Source organism: Prosthecobacter sp. GW821-HT29F12 (genome assembly GCF_058803405.1).
On record NZ_CM179517.1, the window covers coordinates 4,791,726 to 4,811,887 of the forward strand.

General features: G+C 61.2%; 18 protein-coding genes. 7 read left to right on the forward strand and 11 right to left on the reverse strand.

The features are described from left to right. Positions 1-37: 37 nt before the first annotated feature. On the reverse strand, positions 38-3,526 hold the full coding sequence (locus tag AC3RLQ_RS19655) for a beta strand repeat-containing protein (RefSeq protein WP_493030344.1): 3,489 nt from the start codon (positions 3,524-3,526) through the stop codon (positions 38-40). Positions 3,527-3,727: 201 nt separating this feature from the next. Between AC3RLQ_RS19655 and AC3RLQ_RS19660 the strand changes: the two genes are divergently transcribed. From AC3RLQ_RS19660 to AC3RLQ_RS19680, 5 genes are read left to right on the forward strand one after another with little or no spacing between them, the layout of a single operon-like run. After that, entirely contained in the window at positions 3,728-5,206 is a 1,479-nt protein-coding gene (locus tag AC3RLQ_RS19660) for a Wadjet anti-phage system protein JetA family protein (RefSeq protein WP_493030345.1), read from the forward strand. Positions 5,207-5,241: 35 nt separating this feature from the next. Further along, complete coding sequence (locus AC3RLQ_RS19665; protein ID WP_493030346.1) at positions 5,242-5,895, forward strand: DUF4194 domain-containing protein; 654 nt, start codon at positions 5,242-5,244, stop codon at positions 5,893-5,895. Continuing rightward, entirely contained in the window at positions 5,892-9,230 is a 3,339-nt protein-coding gene (locus AC3RLQ_RS19670; RefSeq protein WP_493030347.1) for an SbcC/MukB-like Walker B domain-containing protein, read from the forward strand. Before AC3RLQ_RS19665 ends, AC3RLQ_RS19670 begins: the two co-directional genes overlap by 4 nt. Further along, positions 9,227-10,429 (forward strand): Wadjet anti-phage system protein JetD domain-containing protein, encoded by a 1,203-nt coding sequence (locus AC3RLQ_RS19675; protein ID WP_493030348.1) that lies wholly within the window; start codon positions 9,227-9,229, stop codon positions 10,427-10,429. Before AC3RLQ_RS19670 ends, AC3RLQ_RS19675 begins: the two co-directional genes overlap by 4 nt. Positions 10,430-10,478: 49 nt before the next feature. Continuing rightward, complete coding sequence (locus tag AC3RLQ_RS19680) at positions 10,479-11,318, forward strand: NYN domain-containing protein (protein WP_422319495.1); 840 nt, start codon at positions 10,479-10,481, stop codon at positions 11,316-11,318. A gap of 60 nt (positions 11,319-11,378) precedes the next feature. On the opposite strand, the gene AC3RLQ_RS19685 is transcribed toward AC3RLQ_RS19680, so the two are convergent. Continuing rightward, the gene (locus AC3RLQ_RS19685; protein WP_493030349.1) at positions 11,379-12,602 is read right to left on the reverse strand and encodes a bifunctional folylpolyglutamate synthase/dihydrofolate synthase; all 1,224 of its coding nucleotides are present in this window, start codon (positions 12,600-12,602) and stop codon (positions 11,379-11,381) included. Positions 12,603-12,713: 111 nt separating this feature from the next. Here AC3RLQ_RS19685 and AC3RLQ_RS19690 point away from each other — a divergent pair, with 111 nt between their 5' ends. Both AC3RLQ_RS19690 and AC3RLQ_RS19695 read left to right on the forward strand, forming a co-directional pair. Further along, complete coding sequence (locus AC3RLQ_RS19690; protein WP_493030350.1) at positions 12,714-14,249, forward strand: ArnT family glycosyltransferase; 1,536 nt, start codon at positions 12,714-12,716, stop codon at positions 14,247-14,249. After that, on the forward strand, positions 14,246-14,845 hold the full coding sequence (locus AC3RLQ_RS19695; RefSeq protein ID WP_493030351.1) for a phosphatase PAP2 family protein: 600 nt from the start codon (positions 14,246-14,248) through the stop codon (positions 14,843-14,845). Before AC3RLQ_RS19690 ends, AC3RLQ_RS19695 begins: the two co-directional genes overlap by 4 nt. Before the next feature lie 18 nt (positions 14,846-14,863). Here AC3RLQ_RS19695 and AC3RLQ_RS19700 read toward each other — a convergent pair whose 3' ends face one another. The 9 genes from AC3RLQ_RS19700 to cdaA all read right to left on the reverse strand — a co-directional run bounded on the left by AC3RLQ_RS19700 (position 14,864) and on the right by cdaA (position 20,129). Then, positions 14,864-15,607 (reverse strand): hypothetical protein, encoded by a 744-nt coding sequence (locus AC3RLQ_RS19700; RefSeq protein WP_493030352.1) that lies wholly within the window; start codon positions 15,605-15,607, stop codon positions 14,864-14,866. Beyond that, entirely contained in the window at positions 15,604-15,963 is a 360-nt protein-coding gene (locus AC3RLQ_RS19705; RefSeq protein WP_493030353.1) for a hypothetical protein, read from the reverse strand. The genes AC3RLQ_RS19700 and AC3RLQ_RS19705 overlap by 4 nt, the downstream gene beginning before the upstream one ends. Continuing rightward, on the reverse strand, positions 15,960-16,151 hold the full coding sequence (locus AC3RLQ_RS19710) for a hypothetical protein (protein WP_493030354.1): 192 nt from the start codon (positions 16,149-16,151) through the stop codon (positions 15,960-15,962). The genes AC3RLQ_RS19705 and AC3RLQ_RS19710 overlap by 4 nt, the downstream gene beginning before the upstream one ends. 90 nt (positions 16,152-16,241) lie before the next feature. Next, on the reverse strand, positions 16,242-16,742 hold the full coding sequence (locus AC3RLQ_RS19715; RefSeq protein WP_493030355.1) for a hypothetical protein: 501 nt from the start codon (positions 16,740-16,742) through the stop codon (positions 16,242-16,244). An 86-nt stretch (positions 16,743-16,828) separates the two neighbouring features. Next, a complete protein-coding gene (bioD, locus tag AC3RLQ_RS19720) occupies positions 16,829-17,452 on the reverse strand; it encodes a dethiobiotin synthase (RefSeq protein ID WP_493030357.1) in 624 nt (207 codons plus the stop codon). A 2-nt stretch (positions 17,453-17,454) separates the two neighbouring features. Then, positions 17,455-17,625, reverse strand: coding sequence for a hypothetical protein (locus AC3RLQ_RS19725; RefSeq protein ID WP_493030358.1), 171 nt, complete (start codon positions 17,623-17,625; stop codon positions 17,455-17,457). 12 nt (positions 17,626-17,637) lie between these two features. Beyond that, positions 17,638-18,999, reverse strand: a complete 1,362-nt coding sequence (glmM, locus tag AC3RLQ_RS19730; RefSeq protein WP_493030359.1) for a phosphoglucosamine mutase — start codon at positions 18,997-18,999, stop codon at positions 17,638-17,640. A gap of 34 nt (positions 19,000-19,033) precedes the next feature. Then, positions 19,034-19,345, reverse strand: coding sequence for a hypothetical protein (locus tag AC3RLQ_RS19735; protein ID WP_493030360.1), 312 nt, complete (start codon positions 19,343-19,345; stop codon positions 19,034-19,036). Beyond that, the gene (gene cdaA / locus AC3RLQ_RS19740; protein ID WP_493030361.1) at positions 19,323-20,129 is read right to left on the reverse strand and encodes a diadenylate cyclase CdaA; all 807 of its coding nucleotides are present in this window, start codon (positions 20,127-20,129) and stop codon (positions 19,323-19,325) included. The genes AC3RLQ_RS19735 and cdaA overlap by 23 nt, the downstream gene beginning before the upstream one ends. Positions 20,130-20,162: the final 33 nt, after the last annotated feature.

A 20,162-nucleotide genomic window follows, 5' to 3' on the forward strand; every position in this document is an offset into this window, starting at 1 on the left:
GCGGGATCGTCCATGCCCCAGAGTAGCCGATCACATGTCACTTCCAGCGACGGCCCCGCCGGATGGCGAAAAGGACCAGAGAAAAGAGCAGGCAGGTGGCGCGACCGGGCTCAGGCACCACAACGAGCGTCCCGTGGCTCAGGAAGAGACTGGTGTCCCAGACGTACCCCGGGCCGAGCGAGGGAAGGATGAGATCCCCGCCCGTGGCAGAGGCATTGAACCCATTGTTGGTGAGGCTGCCCCAGTCGAACAGGTTGAAAACATCGCCGAAAACAGGTGTGTAGCCCGCATTGGTGACGCTGATGGTGCCGCCTGCGTTGAGGGTGAGCGCACCGGTGATCTCCACGTGGTCGTGGTTGCCCGGGTTGCCCGTCAGCAGGCTGACATTCGTGGTGGGCAGAGCCGCCAGCCAGGTGGTCAAATTCCCACTGTAGCTGCTGGCCGCGTTTCCAGTGCTGCCCGTGATGGTGAAATCCAGGCGTGTGGCACCCGTGGTAAGCGTGAGATTGTTGGCAAAAGTAAGCGTGCCATTCTGGTCCCCAGCCGTGGCGATGCTGGCGGCATCGCTGCTGCCTCCAGCGCGGATGATACCGCTGCCGCTGACTGCCCCGATGCCGTCGGTGACGGTGAAGTTCCCGCTCACCGTGCCGCTGCCGGAGACGGTTCCATCATACAAGTAGGTGCTGCCCGTGTTGTTGTTAAAGGTGGCACCGCTGGCGACATCCAGCCACACCGAGTCATTGATGGCCCCCGTGATGGTGGTGGCCGTGGGTGTGGTGGCAATGCTGGTGCTGCCAAGGCGAAGAATGCCGGACTGCACGGTAGTTTTCCCGGTGTAGCTGTTGTTTTCGTTCAGGATGAGGGTCCCCGCGCCAGTCTTGTTGATTCCCCCTGCGGTGGCGGTCGCAGTGGTGGCGGCGATGGTCTCTTCGAGATTGTTGCTGACGATGTTCAGGTTCACCGTGGTCGTGCCGCCGGTGATGGCAAAGGTGCGTTCGGCACCGTTGAGATTGAGATTGGTGACTCCGATGGTGGAGGTGTCGCGCGTGATGAGGCTTGTGCCGGAGGAAGTGAGCGTGCCTTGGAGAACGAATTCACTGCCTTGATTGCCGGTCGCCGAAGCACGATTAAAGGTAAGCGTGTTACCCAGCAGGGTGATGCCACCGCTGCCGACCACAAAGCGGGTGATGCGGGTGGCACCGTTCCCGCCCACCAGCAGAGCGCTGGTGCCAGCCCCTGCAAAGGTCACGGTATTGGCGGTGGTCACGCCGTTGGAATTGATGGTGTAGCGGTTTCCTGTCTCCAAGAGGGTTGGAGAATTGCTGCCGCCACCAGTGACAGTCATGGTGCCGTTGATGGTGATGAAGCCAGCGGTGCTCGTTACGGTGCCGCCGCTTTTGGTGAAGTTGTTGAAGGTTTCGGACTTGCCGTTGAAATCCACAAATCCGCCGGTGGAAATGATCACGTCAGAATTGGTGTCATTGAGCTGGTTGTTTTGTGTCCACTGCACATAGCCACCGTTGTTGATGTAAAGGTCGCCAGCCAGGGCATCGCTGCCAGCCGTCTTGCTGAGGTAAAGCCGGCCTGCGTTGACGTTCGTATCCCCGGTATAGGTGTTGGAATTGACACCGGTAAAGATCAGATTGCCCGCACCCGCCTTGGTGATGCCACCGCTTCCGCTGATGACAAGATTGATGGTCGTTGCATCGCTGGCGTCAGCGGTCGTAGGCGGGGTGGTCGGTGTAGGGTCGTTAAGAGTAAAGATGCGGGTGGAAGCGCCCAGATTCAGCGTACCCACTGAGCCTGCCACCAGCACACCATCCGAGGTCTGATAGCTGATGGAATTGATGCCGCTGGCGGTGAAGTCACCACCAAGATTGATGCTGGCACCAAACTGACCCGCAGCCGCACGGCTCATGTTGATGGTCTGTCCGTTCATGGTGAGCCCGCCGGAGCCGATGTTAAACTGGCTGACGCTCACTGTGCCGACACCGCCAATGAGAACGGCCACGCCAGTGGCACCCGTGAGATCCACCGACGCAGCGCTGAGACTGGAACTGGAGCTGATCGTGATCGCGGAAGTGGTGTATCCATTGCCCGAGACCTTGAGGGCGCCGGTAAAAGTGACGTTGCCCCCAATGCCGGTGAGCAGGCCCGTCGTAAGGCTGCTCGGATTGGCGGTGGTGGTCGTCTGCGTGTAGGACGCCAGGGTTTCAGTCTTGGAGTTGAAATTCATCTGCCCACCACTGTTGGTCATGTTCAGGGTGTCCTGAAACTGCTCGTTGTTGTTCAGGTTCACGGTGCCTCCGGTGATGCTGAGGGTCGCAAGCTTGATGGCATTGGTGCCGGCGGTGACGCCGAAGTTCAGGGTGCCGACTCCGCTTTTCACCGTGGTGCCAGTACCGAGCACGGTGAGGGAGTTGCTGATGGTCAGGCTGCCACCAGAGATGTCGAGAATTCGGTCTGCCCCAAGATCCACCTGCGCGACACTGCCTGAAAGCGGAGTGGTGGCGGCGTCCGCCTGAATGATGCTGGTGCCACCCGTATTGCTCAAAGTACCTTGCAGGTTGAGGCTGTTTCCCATTCTTCCCGCAACACTGGCCAGATTGAGCTGGATGGTGCGGCCATTGAGGGTCAGCCCGCCGCTGCCAACGGTCACTGTGGTAAGCGTGCTGCCATTGCCGCCCACCAGCAGCCCGCTGCCGCCCGTCAGACTCATGCTGCCCACGCTGAGCTGACCGCCGCTGTTAACGACATACTGGTTGCCGCCGGTCACGCTGAAAGCTCCGCTCACCGAGATGCTGCCCGCGTTGCTCCCCGCCGCAAGCCAGCCACCGGAACTCTGCGTGTAGCTGGCAAACGTCTCGCTGGCGTTGTTAAAGTTCAACTGCCCGCCTGAGACGATGATATCCGCTGCATTCGCGATCTGGTTGCTCGCATTCCAGACCACGGTACCGCCAGCTATCGTCAAGTCGTCAGCGATCGCATCAAGCCCCGCAGTCTTGTTGAGCGTCAGCGTCCCGGCGTTGACCAAGGTGACTCCCGTCAGCGTGTTCGCAGTGGTGCCACCCAGAGTGAGCGCCCCCGCTCCCGCCTTCGTCACGCCCGCGGTTCCCGCAAGGGCGCTGTTGATGACGGCCGTGGCGCTGTTCACGGTCAGTGTGGGCGTAGTCCCGTCCAGGGTGATGGTTCCTCCGCTGAGCGTGTAGCTGCCAGCATTGGGTGTGTTAAAAGTGATGCCATTGGCCAGCACCGAGCCCACCGTCACGGTGCCCGCCGTGCCCGCACCCGATCCGGCTGTGCCGCCGCCAAAGATCGCGATGTCCGTGTTCTGCCCCGGCCACGCGATCAGGCTGCCGCCGCTGTTCCACACGGCGTTGGTTCCGTTCCAGCCCAGCGTTCCTTCGGTGATCACCCCGCTTACAGTGCCATCCGTGTCATAAGTGTAGGGTGTGGCCATCACCTCCCCCACGCTGCTCGCAAGCAGTGACAACAGCAGCATCTGCCGCATACGTGTGGTGAGCAAGGTCGGGATCATCATCAAAATAGAGGGGGAGCAGGAAGGAGAGCGGCTTAGACGCTCAGGGGGCGGTTATGTTGAAACCGCCCAACGCTCACGCAATACTTGTTCTCCACTTTTTCGCATACGGATTTCCTTTATTCCAGAGATCGCCGCTCATCGAAAAAGTTGCCCCTGCATGGTGCCTCCCCATGATGCGCAGACTGAATGCTCCCCGAATCTCTCAGCACCCGACTCAGCCGCAGCGTGTCGGCGGATTTCTTCCGCCCCCTCGCCCGGCCCTCTGCGCCGGTTTATGTGGATTGCGCGGACCGGCTGGTCGAGGAAGCCGGTGAAGCTGGACGCCTCTCCCAGCGCGAAACCAACGAGATCATTCGCGAGGTCATCGCCCGGCATCCTCTCTCCCTGCTGTCCGAAGATGAGGGGTCAGCCCTCCGCGATGCACGTCAGCGTGCCGGTCAGTTTTTCAATCGCCTCATCGCCGCCGGCTGGCTGGAAGACCAGACCCTCGGCCTGCATGAGCGCTGGGCGGTCATCACCCCCGGCCTGCGCCCCCTCCTGCGCATGCTGCGCGACCTCGCCGAGGATCGCGTGGCGGAGCTGAAAACCTTCGCTGACACGCTGCGCGGCCTCTGCCAGACCCTGGAGGAGCGCGGTGTGCTCGATCCCGTGCTCAAGCAGCCGGATCAGCTCCGCTCCACCGTCACCGACCTCTCCCAGCGCCTCGAACGCGCCATCGAGCAGCTCCACGCCGTGGAAAAAATCGTCACCAGCTTCGAGCAGCGCCAGCGCCAGAGCGCCACCGCCGCCGACACGCTGAGCCTCCTCTACGAGGAGTTCGGCCAGGGCCAGCACATGGTCTGCTACGATGCCCTGCGTCGCGGCGGCTTGCTCATGCGCATCGAACAGGCCCGCAGCATCATTGCAGAGCGCCATGACGATCCGCTCATGCGCGAACGCCTCTCCGAAGGCCTGCGCGAGCACTACGGCTACGACTCCACCGAGTCCTACGACCTCGCCATCTCCCTCCTCACCCGCCTTGATCGCGATCTCGGAGGCCTGAAACGCCGTGCCGAGGCCATCGACCTGCGTATGGCCGCCTTCAACCGCCTCAGCCAGCAGCGCTACCGCTACCAGACCGAGCTTCGCGGCCGCCGTCCGGAGATCATCAAAGCCTACTGCGACTCCATCAACACCGCCCACGCCGGCGGTCGCTTCTCCGAGCTCGGCGCCAAGCCCGCCGACTTCGCCCCGCGCTGTGTCGAGACCCGCTTCTTCTTCGGCACCGAATCCCTCTACAAACCCCGCCGCACCAAAGCCCCCGTCGATCTCACCTTCGGCCAAAGCGGTGCCGTCAAGCAAAGCGAAGACGACGTCCTCGCCGCCTGGAAAGAGCGCCAGCGCCTCGCCCTCACCCCTCAGCGCGCCGCACGCCTCGTCGCCAAGCTCATCCCTGGAAAAAAAGGCAGCACCAGCACCGAAGACATCCACCTCGAAACCACCGACGACCTCCTCGATCTCCTCGCCGTCGTGGCCTACGAACACGCCCCCGCCCTCGCCGGCAAACGCATCCGCTGGACCGTGGACGGCCTCCGCCGCCGCAACGGCCTGGAACCGCACATCCTTGAGCACGACACCCACGCCGGGCATCGCATTGAGAGGTTTGGCATCACAAGAGAAGGTTGAGGAAGCATCCAAGCCCCTCCATCATCTGCGCCCCCATGTCCGCCTCCACCTCCGATCCCCTCTGGCCGCGCTCCTTTTGGAGTGATGTGCCCGATGCTGACCGCGCTGCGCTGCGCGAGGTGCTGGCTGAGCTGCTCGGCCGAGGCGTGCTGCTGGGCGATGAAGGCAGCGGACGCGAACTCTACATGCTCGCACGCGATCACTACCGCACCCATGTGGAGGACTACCTCGCGCCTCTCGCACTGGAGTTGATCGTCGATGACGAAAATTCGCTGCTGCAGGCCAGACCGCGCACGGAGTCTTGCCTTCTCCTCGGTCGTTTCGACAAGGACGAAACCTTGGTGCTCCTCGCGCTGTGGCGCCTCTACGATGATGAAATCAGCACCGGCAGCCAGGAGGCCGTCATCGTCACCGTGGATCAGCTCTGGGCCGCGCTGAAGGTGTATTTCGACAAAGTCGCCACGCCGGAAAAATCCCAGATCGAGTCCTGCCTTGTGCGTCTGCGCCGGCATCGCCTTGTGCGCACGCTCAAACCCGAGGGCATGACGCAGGCGGGGGAAATGCAGATCGAAATCCTGCCCAGCCTCTCGCGTGTGATTCCGTTTGATGACATCGCTGCATGGCAAGCGCGTGCAGAGACCTTTCAGCCGCCGAAAGACGGCAGCGCCATTGAGGAGGTGCCGGCATGAGCCAGTCGCGCATCACCTTGAGCCGCATCCTCGCGGTCAACTGGTACGGCTACCGTCAGATCATCGACGTCTCCGGCCTCTCACTCATCACCGGCGCCAACGGCAGCGGCAAAAGCGCCCTGCTGGACCTCATCCAGTTCGTCATGCTGGGCGAGCAGCAGAGCAAGTTCAACAAAGCCGCCGCAGGTGCGGGCAGCGGTCGCAGCCTGCGTGGCTACTGCCTCTGCGATACCAACACCACCGGCCGCGACGGCCACGAGCGCTACCTCCGCCCCAGCAGCGTCACCCTCGCCGCACTCGAATTCACCTGGCCCACGCAACCCGGCGAAGAAGAGCCTCGCCGCGAGACCTGGGGCGCGCGCATCGAGTACGAAAGCCCCACCGCCAAGCCTTCGACCATCTGGTTCTGCGCCGGTCGCCGCCTCGCATGGCAGGACTTCCTCAACAGCGAAGCCGGACCTCAGGCGATGCAGTTCCTGCAGGAGGACGAGTTCCGCACCCGCGTAAAGCGCGAGCTCAACGGTGACGTATGGGACCGCCAAAAAGCCTACCTTGATGAGATGGCCATGCGCAGCCACCTCGGCTTCGATCCCGAGCAGATGGGCAAGACCCTCCCACGCGCGATGGCCTTCGAGCCCGAGAGCAACTTCGAGAAATTCGTGCGCGAGTTCCTCCTCGAACCCGGCATGCCCGATGTGAAGGCCGTGAAAGCCAGCGTCGATGCCCACCGCCGCGCGCAGGAGCGACTGGAGAAGATGCACGATCAGCTTGAGCGTCTGAAACGCATCTCCACCCACCATCAAGACTGGATCAACTCCAAGCGCGAATCCGCCCTCTACACCCACCTCAGCGATGCCTTGAAGCACGAAGAGGCACTGGAAAACCTCCAGCGCAGCCGCGCAGAGCTGGACGAAAAACAGGCCGATTACGAAGACAATCGCAAAACGCACGAGCAGACCCTCGAAGAGCGTGACCGCCTGCGCCGTTCGGTGGAGGCAGCCCGCGCTGCCCTCGGCGACAAAGCCGTGCGCATGGAGGAAAACGACCGCCGCCGCCGCGAGGTCTCCAAGGAGATCACCCGCCTCGAAGCTGCCGCCACGAGTCTGCACGAGCAGATCCGCTCCCACCTGCGCCACTGGCAGGACTGGACGCTGCACGCCGCACGCCTCGGCCTGCAGGACACCACCGATGCCTCCGCCGCCATCTCTGGCATGCAGAGCAAAGACGAAAGCAAAGCCCTCGCCGCCGCACGCGATTCCTCCCATGCCTTCATCAAGCTGCGCGACGAAGCCATGGAGCAGCTGCGCCCCGTCGAGGCCCGTCTGGCCGAGCACGAGATTCGCAAATCCGCGCTGCACAAAGACCTCACACAGCTCCGCGAAGGCCAGGCCTCGCCCTCTCCTCTGCTCAACGCCTTGCTGTCTCGCGGTCAGAAAGCCGTCGCACTGGGCCGTGTCGTGGAAGTAAAACCCACGGCAGAAAAATGGTGGCCGCTGCTCGAGAGCGTGCTCGGCGTGAACCGCCGCGCCGTCATTCCCGAAGACTTCCGTGCCGCGTGGGATCAGGCTCAGCAGACACCCAGCCCGAACGAACTTCTCATCCATCCCGACGAAGCCGCCAATATCACTGCCAAGGTCGAGAAAGGCTCCCTGCGCGAGATGCTGGAGACACAGCACCCAGTGGCTGGCAAAGTACTCGATCACCTCCTCGGCGGCATCGTCGCCGTGAACAAAGCCTCGCAACTCGACAAGCACGAGCGCGCCCTGTCACTCGATGGCTGGCTCAAAGACCCGCCACGCCGCGTACGCCTCACGCCGGAAAAAGAACTCACCCTCGGCGAAGAAGGTCTGCGCCGTCTCCGCGATGTGCGTGAAAACGAACTGCGCGAAACCGACGCCGTCATTGAAGAAGTGCGCCAGGATCGCGATGATCTCCGCGCCTTCGTCAATCGTGGCATGGAATGGCGTCTCGACCGCTTCAACGTTCCAGACGGCGCAGACGAAGTGCCTCTCCTGCCCAAGTTCCGCAAAGAACTCGGCGAACTCCAGGCCACCTGGGATCTGCTGGCCACGCCCGACAACGTGAAGGCCATGGAAAACCTCCGCGTGGAGAACGCTTCGCTGGAAGGCATCCACGAACGCATCGGCAGCCTCAAATCCGCCATCACCGCCTTCGAACTCGCCAAGGCCCGGCTCGAAGAATCCATCAGCGAAGACATCTTCCAGGAGGAGCAGACCCGCATCGCCCGCCAGGCCTCGCGCACTCTCGTGCGTGGTTCATCAGACGATGAAATCAACGCGCGCATCAATGCCGAACGCCAGAAATCCACCTCCTGGCGCAAATCCATCGAAATGGCCGCTGCCTTGGCCATCCAGCTCGAAACCCACGCTCAGGAGGCCCGCCGCCTGCGCGATGTTCAGCGCCAGGAACTCGTCACCGTCCATGCCGATCTCAGCGACGCTCTCGATGCTGAAGCCGAAGACAACGAAGCCTACGACAAGCGCCGCGAAGACCTCGAAACCCACGAACTTGAGCGCTACAAGACCGCCGCTCTCGAAGCCAAGCGCGAGTGGGAAGACCGCCTGCAGCACCAAGTTCTCGATGTGCTCCGCGAAAAACTCAGCGAAGCCGACCGCACCAAACGCGAACTCAACCGCGCCATGGATCATGAGATCGGCGGCTGGCGCTACCAGCTCACCAGCCGCGCCGACAAGGCGCACACCGCCATCTGGACCCTCGTCGAAAAAGGCCTCCCCAGCGGTTCCGAGATGGAGCTCTTCAACGCCGCCGGTCGCGAGGACATCGAGCGCGCCAAGAACGAACTCATGGCCGCCATCGACGCCGCCGACAATCCGGAAGACAAGCGCCACCAGCGCGCTCTCGATTACCGCTACTACCATCACTGGGACATCGAAGCCAAACCCGCCGGTCGTGGCGATGCCGCCGCCATCAGCTTGAACAAGAGCGCCAAGAAACAAAGCGGTGGCGAAAACCAGGCCCCATTCTTCGTCGCCACGCTTGCCGCCTTCCGCCGCGTGTACGATCTCGGTCGCCGCGACGATCCGCAAAACCTCGGCCTCGTCGTCATGGACGAAGCCTTCAGCAAGCTCAGCGGCGACCGCATTGACGACTGTCTCGCCATGGCCCGAAACTTCGGCCTGCAGCTCATCATGGCCTTCCCCGAAGACCGCCTGCCCACCATGTTCCAGCACGCCGACACCGTCGTACAGTGCCGCGTCGAACGCACCTACGACCCGGATACCGAGCAAATTCAAAACATCGAAAACTGGGTGGTCCGCGTCGAAGGCTCACGTCTCGCTGAACTGATGGAATGAAATGGCTCGCCCAGTTGCACCAAGACTGGATGACCGCCCGAAAGCGGCGCGTGACAGCATCGGTGCAGCCATTCCGTCGCGACTGGGAACAACTGCTTGAAGATGCCGGCATCCGTTCAGCGGAAGACCAACAAGCCGCTTTGCGAGAGGCACAACAGCTTGCCAAATTTCAACTGATCCCCCGCAAGCGAAACCCGCGCTTCATCGACAAGATCATCATTCCACTGGAGTCAGAAGCCTGGCTGCACGAGCAGTTCGGCACCCAGCCCGGCGCATCATCCCGGCAGCAGGCGCTCGATGTGGTGCGCGCTTTGTCAGCGAGATCACACCCTCTCCTGCCAGAAGCATGGAGCGAACTAGGCCAACGGCTGGAAGCCGCCTTCAACATCCCACGTGCACTCGAACCCTTCCGCTGGCTGGAGCCAGTGCGTGTGAATGAACTGCTGGCCCTGCTCTTCCAAATCACCAGCCGCGAATGGCCCACCGGCACACTGATTCGCGATGCAAGCACGCATCTCGGCTACGACTCCAAACATCTCGAATCCCAGCAAAGCTTCCTCGAACGCGCCTTGGAAACACTCTTCGGCCGCGAGACCCCAATGGAAGCTGTCGGCATTCAAACAAGTAACAGCACTCTTCACTACTGCGGCCCGCTGGTCCTGCATTTCACCGACCACTCAAAACCTCTCGACCTCCGCTACGAATCCACGCTGTCCATCGCAGAGCTCGAACAAACCACGCACATCACCACCACCGCCCAGCGCCTCCTCTCCGTCGAGAACCGCAAAACCACCTTCCTCCAGCTCGCACATGCAGATGCGCAGCGCAGCACCTTGATCGTCGCCACCTCCTTCCCCACGCAGGCGGTGAAGCTCCTGCTGCAAAAGCTGCCACCCGCTCTGCCGCACTACCATTTCGGCGATACCGACCCCAGCGGCTGGGACATCCTGCGCAAACTGCGTGAACTCGCTCCTCACCACGTGCTGCCCATTCACATGTCATGGCGACCATCCGCCCAGGCAAAGCCATTGACCCAGCGCGACCTCCAGATCATCGACCGCCTTCTCGGCGACCCCAGCATGGCGGACTGCCACGCTTCTTTGCAGGCCATGCGAAACTCCGGCACGAAAGGCGACTTCGAGCAAGAGTCCCTCGGGCGCCCCTCCTTGCCGGAGTGGCCATTTTATGAGAACACGTGACTGGAACGCCAGTTGACCCGGAGCCTCCGCAAGCGGACGATCTCGCACCATGGCTACCCCCTCCACCGATCGCGCTCAAACGACCGACCGCACGCACACCATCGCCGTTTTCTGCGACTTCGAAAACCTGGCCATTGGCGTGAAGGACGCGCAGTATGACAAGTTCGACATGAACAAGGTGCTCGACCGCCTGCTGCTGAAAGGCAGCATCGTCGTAAAAAAAGCCTACTGCGATTGGGACCACTACAAAAGTTTCAAGGCCGGCATCCATCAGGCTTCGTTTGAACTGATCGAAATTCCCCATGTGCGCCAGTCGGGCAAAAACTCGGCAGACATCCGCATGGTCGTGGACGCCCTCGATCTCTGCTACACCAAGCCGCATGTGGACACCTTCGCCATCGTCAGCGGCGACTCCGATTTCTCCCCTCTCGTGAGCAAGCTGCGCGAGAACAACAAGACCGTCATCGGCGTGGGTGTGAAGCAGTCCACCAGCGGACTCTTCATCGACAACTGCGACGAATTCATCTTCTATGACGATCTCGTGCGCGAAGAAGAAAAGACCAAAAAGCGCATCGCGCGCGCCAAGCCCGCCCCCTCCACAGCCAAACCATCCGCCACTCAGGAACGCAAACCCGGCGGCGATCCCGAAAAAGCGATCCAGCTTGTCGTGGAAACCGTCGAAGCCATGCTCGGCCGCAGCGGCAGCGACACCGTCTGGGCCGGCCCCGTCAAACAGGCCATCCGCCGCCGCCAGCCCCAGTTCGACGAACGCTTCTACGGCTTCAGCACCTTCAGCGCACTGCTAGAGGCCGCCGCAGATCGCGGCCTGATGAAGCTCGAGAAAAACGAAAACGGCTACCGCATCAAAGTCTCAGCCTCCGAAGAATAGTACGACGGACACACCTGTCTGTCGATCAGCGGCACCGCAAACAACAAGCGGCACCGCACCTCACTGTGCACTCTTCTCAAACGCAGCAGCCTTGTTCTCCATCAGCGCCAGCGCTTCTCCCGCCAGATAAAGCGAACCCGCGATCAGCACCCTCCCCTCCGGTTTTACAGCCTTCAAAGCATCAACCACACGCGCATGCGTGGTCACCGCTCGGGCCTCAAGCCCAAGCCCATTCCAAATCTCCCGCAACGCCTCCGGCGTCAGCGCACGCGGTGACTCAAACCCCGTGAAATGCCAGCTCGCAGCAATGGGCGCCAGCTCACGCAGCACCGCAGCGGTATCCTTGCCAGCCACCGCACCAAAGATGATCTCCGCCTTATCCTTTGGAAACTGCTCGCACCACGTTTGCGCCAGCACACGCGCAGCATCGATGTTATGCGCCCCATCAATGATGCAGCCGCCCACTTTTTGAAAACGCGCCGGCCATTGCACCTCGCGCAAACCACGCACGATCACTTTGTCATCGAAGTTAAATCCTGCCGCCCTCAGTGCCGCCACAGCCATCGCCGCATTCCACCGCTGATGCGGACCCGCGAGCCCCGTTTCTCCAGGCCAGGGCGTTTCGACAATCGTGAGAGGCGCTTCACGCTCGGCAGCGGCACGTGAAATCACCTCCAGCGCTTCAGCCTCCTGCCTCATCGTCACCACCGGCACCCCCGGCTTGATGATGCCCGCCTTCTCCGCAGCAATCTTCGCCAGCGTGTCACCCAGCATGTCCATGTGATCCCAGCCGATCGGAGTAATGACACACACCGCAGGCGTGATCGCATTTGTCGCATCCAGCCGTCCGCCCAGCCCCGTCTCCAGCACCACCCACGGATTGCCCCGCTGCGCGAACCATTCCAGCGCCAGCGCAAGCGTCAGCTCAAAGAACGTGGGATGCGGCTCCCATCCCGCCACACGCTCACGCAGTCGGACAACGCCTGCCACGATCTCCTCCGGCGTGATCATACGCTCAGCATCCCTGATCCGTTCCCCAAACTGAATCAAATGCGGCGAAGTGAACAACCCCGCGTTGATGCCCCCTGCCTGCAAAATCGAATGCATGAAGGCGCAGGTGGAGCCCTTCCCATTCGTACCCGCCACGTGAATGAACTTCTGCCCCGCCGCCGGCAGCTTCAGCTCGCTTAGCAGACGCTGCACATTGTCCAGCCCCAGCTTGATGCCGTAAAACTGGGTGCTGTAGAGCCAGTCGATTTCTTTTTGCGCCGTTTCGTTCATCATTCCTATTCCGCACGGTGCCTGCGCCGCAGCAGGGTGCAAGCAGCCAAGAAACAAGATCGCCAGATGGGTTTCCCATTTCCCACCCGGTACTCACGGCTATCATGCGCGCGCATGTCTGTGACTCCCGCTTCTGACTCCTCGACCTGGCTAAAACGCTTCTGGTGGCTGCTGGCCGCCGTTTTCATCGCGCGCATCGGCGTGATGCTGCTCTTCGTCCATGGTGCGGATCTCGCAGGAGACGAGGCCTACTACTGGGACTGGGGCCGCAGGCCGGACTGGTGCTACTACAGCAAGCCGCCCATGATCGGCTGGATGATGGGCATCATCGGCGCGCTCACGGGCAATGCCGAGTGGGGCATCCGCTTCGCAGCTCTTCTGCTGGGCACGGTCACCCTGGTCATCATCCACCGCATCGCGCTGGTGCTGTTTGATGCACGCACAGCTTTCCTCACCGCCGTCCTGGTGCTTCTGACCATTGCCAATGCCGGGTTGAACCTCCTGTTCACCATTGATGCTCCCCTTCTGCTGTGCTGGACGCTGGGCCTGCTGCTCTTCTGGTATGCCGCGCAAAAACCAACATGCAACACGCGCTGGTTGGCACTCGCGCTCGTGATCGGCGTCGGCACTTTGAGCAAGCAGATGATGCTCGCCTTCCCGGCGCTCATGCTTCTCTTTGCCGCTGTTTCCCCTGAGGATCGCGCCCTGCTGCGGAATCCACGCATGTGGCTCGCCATCCTCTGTGGCATGGCCTTCATCATTCCTGTCCTGCAGTGGAATCAAAACCACGCCTGGATCACGCTGGAGCACACCAAGCATCACTTTGACGGAGAGACGCGCAGCTTTGGCAAATGGATCAGCCGCACCTTGGAAAACGTCGGCCTGCAGGCCCTCATCTACACTCCGGTGACATTTATCGCGCTCGTTGCAGCCATGAGAGCAGCGGTGAAGCAGCGCAAAAATCTCTCCCGCCCGCTCCTGTTCCTCATGCTGGCCTCCGCTCCGGCGCTGGCCTGCTTTGCGGTGCTGGCATTGCGTCAGCGCATCAATCCAAACTGGCCCGCCGCCTTCTTTGTGCCTGCATTCGTTCTGGCGGCGGCATGGCTGCGCGGAGCCGCACCGTTCAAGCTGCATCCCGGCTGGGAGCGCTGGTCCCTGCGGGTCGGCGGGGCCCTGGTCCTCATCGTGCATCTCGCGCTCGTCATCATCTTCACCACGGAGCTGAAAGGCATCGACAAGCTCGCCAGCCTGCGCGGCTGGAATGAAGCCGGCATCGAGGCCCAGAAGTTCCTCGATCAGGTGCCAAGGCCGCAGAACACTTTCGTCATGGCCCTCGGCCATCGCTATCACGCGGCAGAGATGGCCTTCTACATGCCCTCGCATCCGCGCCTCTATCGCTGGGAGCCCAGCGACTCGGTGCAGTCCCAGTATGAAATCTGGCCCGGCCCGGAAGAACGCATCGGCGACGATGCCCTGATTCTCGAACCCGGCCCTGTTCCCACCCTGCAGCAAAACACCCTCTTCACCTCCGCCTTCGAAAAACTCGAATTCCGTGGCAGCATCCGCGTCCCGCTGGGGAGGGAAGTGCGCGAGTTCAGTGTCTATCTCGGACACAATCTGAAACAGTGGAAGCCTGTGCCCACAAAATGAACGCCTGGGATCTCAGCCTTCTGCATCAAATCAACACCACCTGGTCACACCCGGTGCTCGACTGGTTGATGCCCGCCCTGTCCGCCATCGAGGCATGGCTGCCCCTCATCATACTGGCCGTGCTGGTCACCGCATGGCACGGCGGCAAACGCGCCCGCATCATGCTGCTCTGCCTCGGCATCGCCATCGGCCTCGGCGACGGCGTGATCTCCAATACCCTGAAAAAAACCATCGGCCGCGTTCGCCCCCGCGATGCATTAGCGGGCATCACCATTCGTGATCTCGGCACCGCTTCCCCTGCTTTCATGCGCTTGTTCCAGCAGCCCGTGGTCAAACCCAGCGAACCCAATGGCGCGACAACTGGCAAATCCTTCCCCTCCAGCCACACCGTCAACATGTTCGCAGCCGCCACGGTCATCGCATGCAGCTACCGCCGCGCCGGCATCCTCATGTATCTGCTGGCAGCCGCAGTCGGCTATTCACGCATCTACTGCGGCGCCCACTGGCCCAGCGACATCCCGCCCTCGATGGCCATCGGCGTCTTGGTCGGCCTTGGAGTGGTGTACGTGTCGAGGCGCTTCTTCCGTCAGGCCTGACTCACTGTCACCGTGCCATCATTCAAACAGCACCCACGGTGCCTTCGGATAATTTTCCTTCGCCGCCTCCATCACGCCGATGTCTCCGGCAAAACCTTGGTGCAGGACCTTCCAGCCACCCTTCCCGTCTTTTTGCAGCAGCGCAAAAAAATCCAGTTCCATCTCCGCAGCGATATCTTCGTTCTTCGGTTTCCCACCGACTGGATCCACGTGGCCGTTGAAGCGCGCCCATGAGCCGCTGACTCGCACCGTGCCGGTGAAAACAACGTCCCGCCCCGCCTCGGCGCTCACGGGCACCCGCATCGCATCCATGATGGCTTTGCGCTCCGGCGTCCCGGCCTTCGGCTCAAAGGTCGGGATCTTCGTCAGCCCTTTCTTGAAGACGACCTTGCTGGGATCTTCGAGCTTCAAATGTGCGTCATTCTTGGGGTCCGCCAGCAGCTGACCTTCCCCAATGTAAAGTTTGTCGCCATCAAGCTTGAGTACCTCCTCCTCAGACTGCTCAGAGCCTTCGATGGTGTACTCATAAAGCACCCGGATGATGCCGTCGGTGACCTTTCCGCTGATCGTTCCATGCGCCCCGTGCCCGTCAGGCTGTTTCGGCAGCCAGTTCTGCGTTCCGGTGACCTTGTCCCCCTCGATCGTGAGAGCGATGCGCGTGTATTCTTTGGCGTTCTCCTGCGCAAAAAACAGCGTCTGCGGTTCAGCGGCTGAGATGATGGTGCTCAGCAAGAACAATGGAAGGATGAATAATTTGTTCATGACATGGAAGAGAAGAAAGAATAGAACACACCGCCCTGGATCAGAGCACCGACCACAAACAAGATGGCAAACAGCCCGAGCAGCAGCTTGCGTCTGCCACGCCAGAAAAACGCCAGTCCGGCAGGCACGCCAGCCGCCCCGCAAAGCACCTGGCCGCCCATCATGCCAAAGATCAGCATCATGTGCTTGTCCGGGTCCGCCCTGCCCGAGTCATTCGCCATCACATCGGCAATAAACGCCATCGCACCCCACGCGAGGTGCGCGATGATCCAGAGCACGATGAAGAGGATGCCGCAGACCTTCCACACGATGGACACGCCCTCTTTGGCAGCAGTCGGCGAAGTCACCTCGCTCATTTGCCTTTGAGCTCTTCTTCCAGGTCTTCCTTCGTATCCTCGATGGCACTCGCTGCCTCAGCGACGTCCAGGGCCATGAGCTCCATGTTCACCAGTTCATCCACAGATGAGGCGGAAAGCGACTGATCACCAGTCTCGATATTCCAGGCATCAGGAAAGGCTAGGGATGCAGTGGGTGAGGTTTTCATGGGCGATGGATGGCGCGGCTTCAAACGGAAAACCCCTTCTTCGTATTCAGAAAAAGGGGTTGTTCAGGGAATCAATGGGGGAGGCAAAACTCACTTGGCTTTGACAGAGCCGATCATGGCGCCGATGGCCGCACCATGCTTGTCGCTGCCTTCTTTCGATGAAATGCAGGACAGGAGAATGAAGTTCTCTGCGCCAGGCTTTGCCAGCAGCACGAGATTGATGAAGACCTTGCCGTTTTCGTCTTCGCCCTCGGCATTGAGAATGGCGAGGCCGAGGCCGTCTTTCTGAGCCTTCTCGATCTCGTCGTACTTCACGTTCTTAAATTCAGTCATGGTCTCCTTGGCCTCTTTCACCGCCGCATCAATGGCGTCCGGCCCGGCCGCCATTTCATCCACCTGAATGCTCACGCTGTCATCATCCTTGGTGGGTGTGGCGATCAGGGAGTCGTCTTCGAAGTCCACCTGCCAGGAGTCAGGCAGAACGAATGTAACGAGCGGAGACTCTTTGGGAAAATTGACGGCTTTATCAGCCGCGAAGGCCAGGGGAGCAGTGAGCAGAACGGCCAGACACAGACTGAGAGATGTTTTCATATGATTGTGAAGAGTGCCCGAATAGGAATCCATGCATGTCTTTGTCAACCTAGACTCCGTTACTGTTCCACTTTCCCAAACCACCCTCACAAAGGCCACTCGATCTCCGTCTCGCCATGCATGATTTCAGCCAAGACCGGCACATCCAAAAAATGCTCCAATACCATCCGGTTGCTGATGCTCGCCGCATCGCGCTCTTCCTGGACGTAGTTCAGAATGATGCCGGCACACGTGAGGCCACGGGCCTGAATGTTGCGCACGGTCAGAATCGTGTGATTCAGGCAGCCTAGCTTGTTGTTCACCACCACGATCACCGGCAGCGCCAGGCGCTGAGCAAAGTCAGCCATCGTCGAAAATTCGTTGAGCGGCACTTCCCATCCTCCCGCACCCTCGACAAGGACGTGTTCGTGGCGCTGCGCCAGCCTGTGAAAGCCAGCGATGACCTCGTTCAGTTCAATGCGCCGATTTTCCATCAAAGCAGCGGCGTAGGGTGCAGCAGGCACCTTGAACCATACCGGATTCACCTCCTCGACAGTCAGACCCTCGCTCCCGGCATTGGCCAGATGAATCGCATCATCACGCGATCCACAGACAAAGGGCTTGAAGCCTGCCACGGTTTTCCCGCTGCGCTTCAAAGCTTCGAGCAGCAGACAAGTGACGTAGGTCTTGCCTGCGTCCGTGTCGGTGCCGGTGATGAAGTAGTGGCTCACAGTCACTCTTTGTTTGAGAGTTCCGTTGCCCACTTGAGCATCCAGCGGCCAAAGGCGAAGGCCATGCATGCTCCGATCAGGCCTGGGACCGTGCCAAAAGCCATGGCGATCACACCACAGCCAATGATGATGCATGCCCCAATCGCCAAGGCCGCCGCGAAGTGGTTTTTCATAGCTCGATGAGTTTAGCCGATCTGAGCAAGAACTGCAGACGCAATCTTGTCAGCCTGCGCTTCGAGGTATTCCACGTCCCGTCCTTCCACCAGCAGGCGGATCAGCGATTCCGTACCCGAGTAGCGCAGCAGCACGCGACCGTAGTCACCGAGCTTCTTTTCCGTCTCTTTGATGATCTTGTCAGCCTCGACAAGCTGCTCGATGGGCGGCTTCGTGCGCACGCGCAGGTTGCGCGAGCACTGCGGGAATTTTTTCAGGCACTTGCGCAGCTCGCTCAGCGGCTCGCCCGTTTCCTTCATGATGCGCAGGATCTGCAGCCCCGCGATCAGGCCGTCCCCGGTCGTGGCCCAGTCGCCAAAGATGATGTGGCCGCTCTGCTCGCCGCCGAAGTTCAGTCCGCGTGAGCGCATTTCTTCGAGCACATAGCGATCACCCACACCCGTGCGGATGACACGTCCGCCCAGACGCGAAACGAGATCGTCCAGCCCGTAGTTGCTCATCACCGTGACGGCCAGCGTGTTCTGCTTCAGCGTGCCTTTGCGCAGCATGGATTCCGCGGCGATCGCCATCAGTTCATCACCGTCCAGCGCGATGGCCTCTTCATCGCACAGCGCGCTGCGGTCCGCATCGCCATCATGCGCGATGCCGGCCTGCGCCTGGCACTGGCGCACGATGCGCTCGATTTCATCCGCGTGCGTGCAGCCGCACTCTTCGTTGATGTTGAAGCCATCCGGTTCGGAGTGGTACACCTGCACATCGGCACCGAGCTGCTCCAAAGCGATCGCACTGGTGAAGGACGAAGCGCCATGCGCATTGTCCAGCGCCACTCGCATGCCGTCGAGCCGCACGCCCCCCATCGAGGCAATCGCGTGCGCCACATAACGGTCCACGCCATCGGCCAGCTTGGTGATGCGGCCAATGCCCCGACCCTCCGGACGCGGCGTGTCCTCATTGCCAAGCACGAGGCGCTCAATCGCGACCTCCGTCTTGTCATTGAGCTTGTGACCGTCGCCATGCACGAATTTGATGCCGTTGTCCTTGAAAGGATTGTGCGAAGCCGAAACGATCACACCAAAGTTCGCGCCGAGCTGCGCGCTGAGCATGGCCACCGCCGGCGTGGGCACCTGTCCCACGAGGATGACATCCACCCCCGCGGAATTCAGACCTGCCGCCAGCGCGGACTCAAGCATTTCGCCAGAAGCACGCGTATCGCGGCCCAGCACGGCTTTGGGGCGTTCACCGCCCTCCGGTTTGCCGCCGAGCACCACGGCGGAAGCCTGCGCGAGGCGCATGACAAACTCAGGGGTCATTGGGTGACGATTGGCCACGGCACGGACGCCGTCGGTGCCGAAGAACTGGCGCTTTTCAGACATAGGACGGCGCTTCTAGCGCAGGACTTCCAGAGTGTCAAAGCCCGGCGCTGCCACTCCCTGCCGTCCCCGGCGCGCGCGCAGGCGGAATCGATGCATTCGGCGGCGAAAGCATGGGCTCCAGTTCCGAGGGGAGCTGCACCGGCGCAGGAATCACCGGCGTGAGCTGCGAAGGTGCCGGAGAAGTCGGCACCGGAATCCTCGCCGGCGGCGGCATCGAGTAAGACGGCATGTTGCGGGCGTCCTGCGCCTTGATCATGAACCAGAACAAAAAGGCCAGCACCAGGGAGATGATCTTCTCCCGCCAGTTGCGCATGATGAATTCTTTAAGCTGATTTCCCCAGTTCATGACTGCCCTCCGTTGCGGATTCTGAACCTGTCGTGGCGCCGTTGTTGAGAATTTCATTGATGCGCTGGCGCAGTTTCGCCGGCTCCAGATCATGCTCCAGCCTGCCCTGAAAACACAGCGAGAGCGCCCCGGTCTCCTCGGAAACGACCAGCGCGATCGCGTCCGTCTCCTCCGAGATGCCCATGCCCGCCCGATGTCGCAGGCCGATGGCTCGGTCCTGAATATCACGCTGGCTCACCGGAAAAACACAGCCTGCGGCCGAGATGCGGCCCTGGTCAATGATCGCCCCTCCATCATGCAGCGAAGTCTTGGGCTGAAAGATCGTGGTGACCAGTTCATTCGAAATGACCGCATCCAGCTCCACGCCAGACTCAGCATAGGGTTTGAGATCAATGCCACGCTTCAGCGCAAACAGCGCCCCGCAGCGGCGTGATGACAGCTGCTGCATCGCCTCCAGCAGCACATCCAGCACCTCGGGATCCGGACGATTGAAGGAAAAAATACGGCTGCTGCCCAGCTCCGCCAGCACTCGACGCAGCTCCGGCTGAAAGATGATGACCAGCGCGATCGCAAGGAAGACCGAGAATCGTTGCAGCAGGCTGCTGATGACGGACAGCTCGAGCAGCAGCGAGATCAGGGCCAGGCTCAGCAACAGCACCAGCAGCCCCGTCAGAATGCGTGCGCCACGCGTCGCCCGGAAAAACAGATACCCATGATACGCCAGGGCGGCGAGGATCAAAATCTCCACGCCGTCGCGCCAGTGTGCTGTCAGAAAGTTCCACATGCCGTTCGCTCCGTCCTGCTCCGTGAAACTATC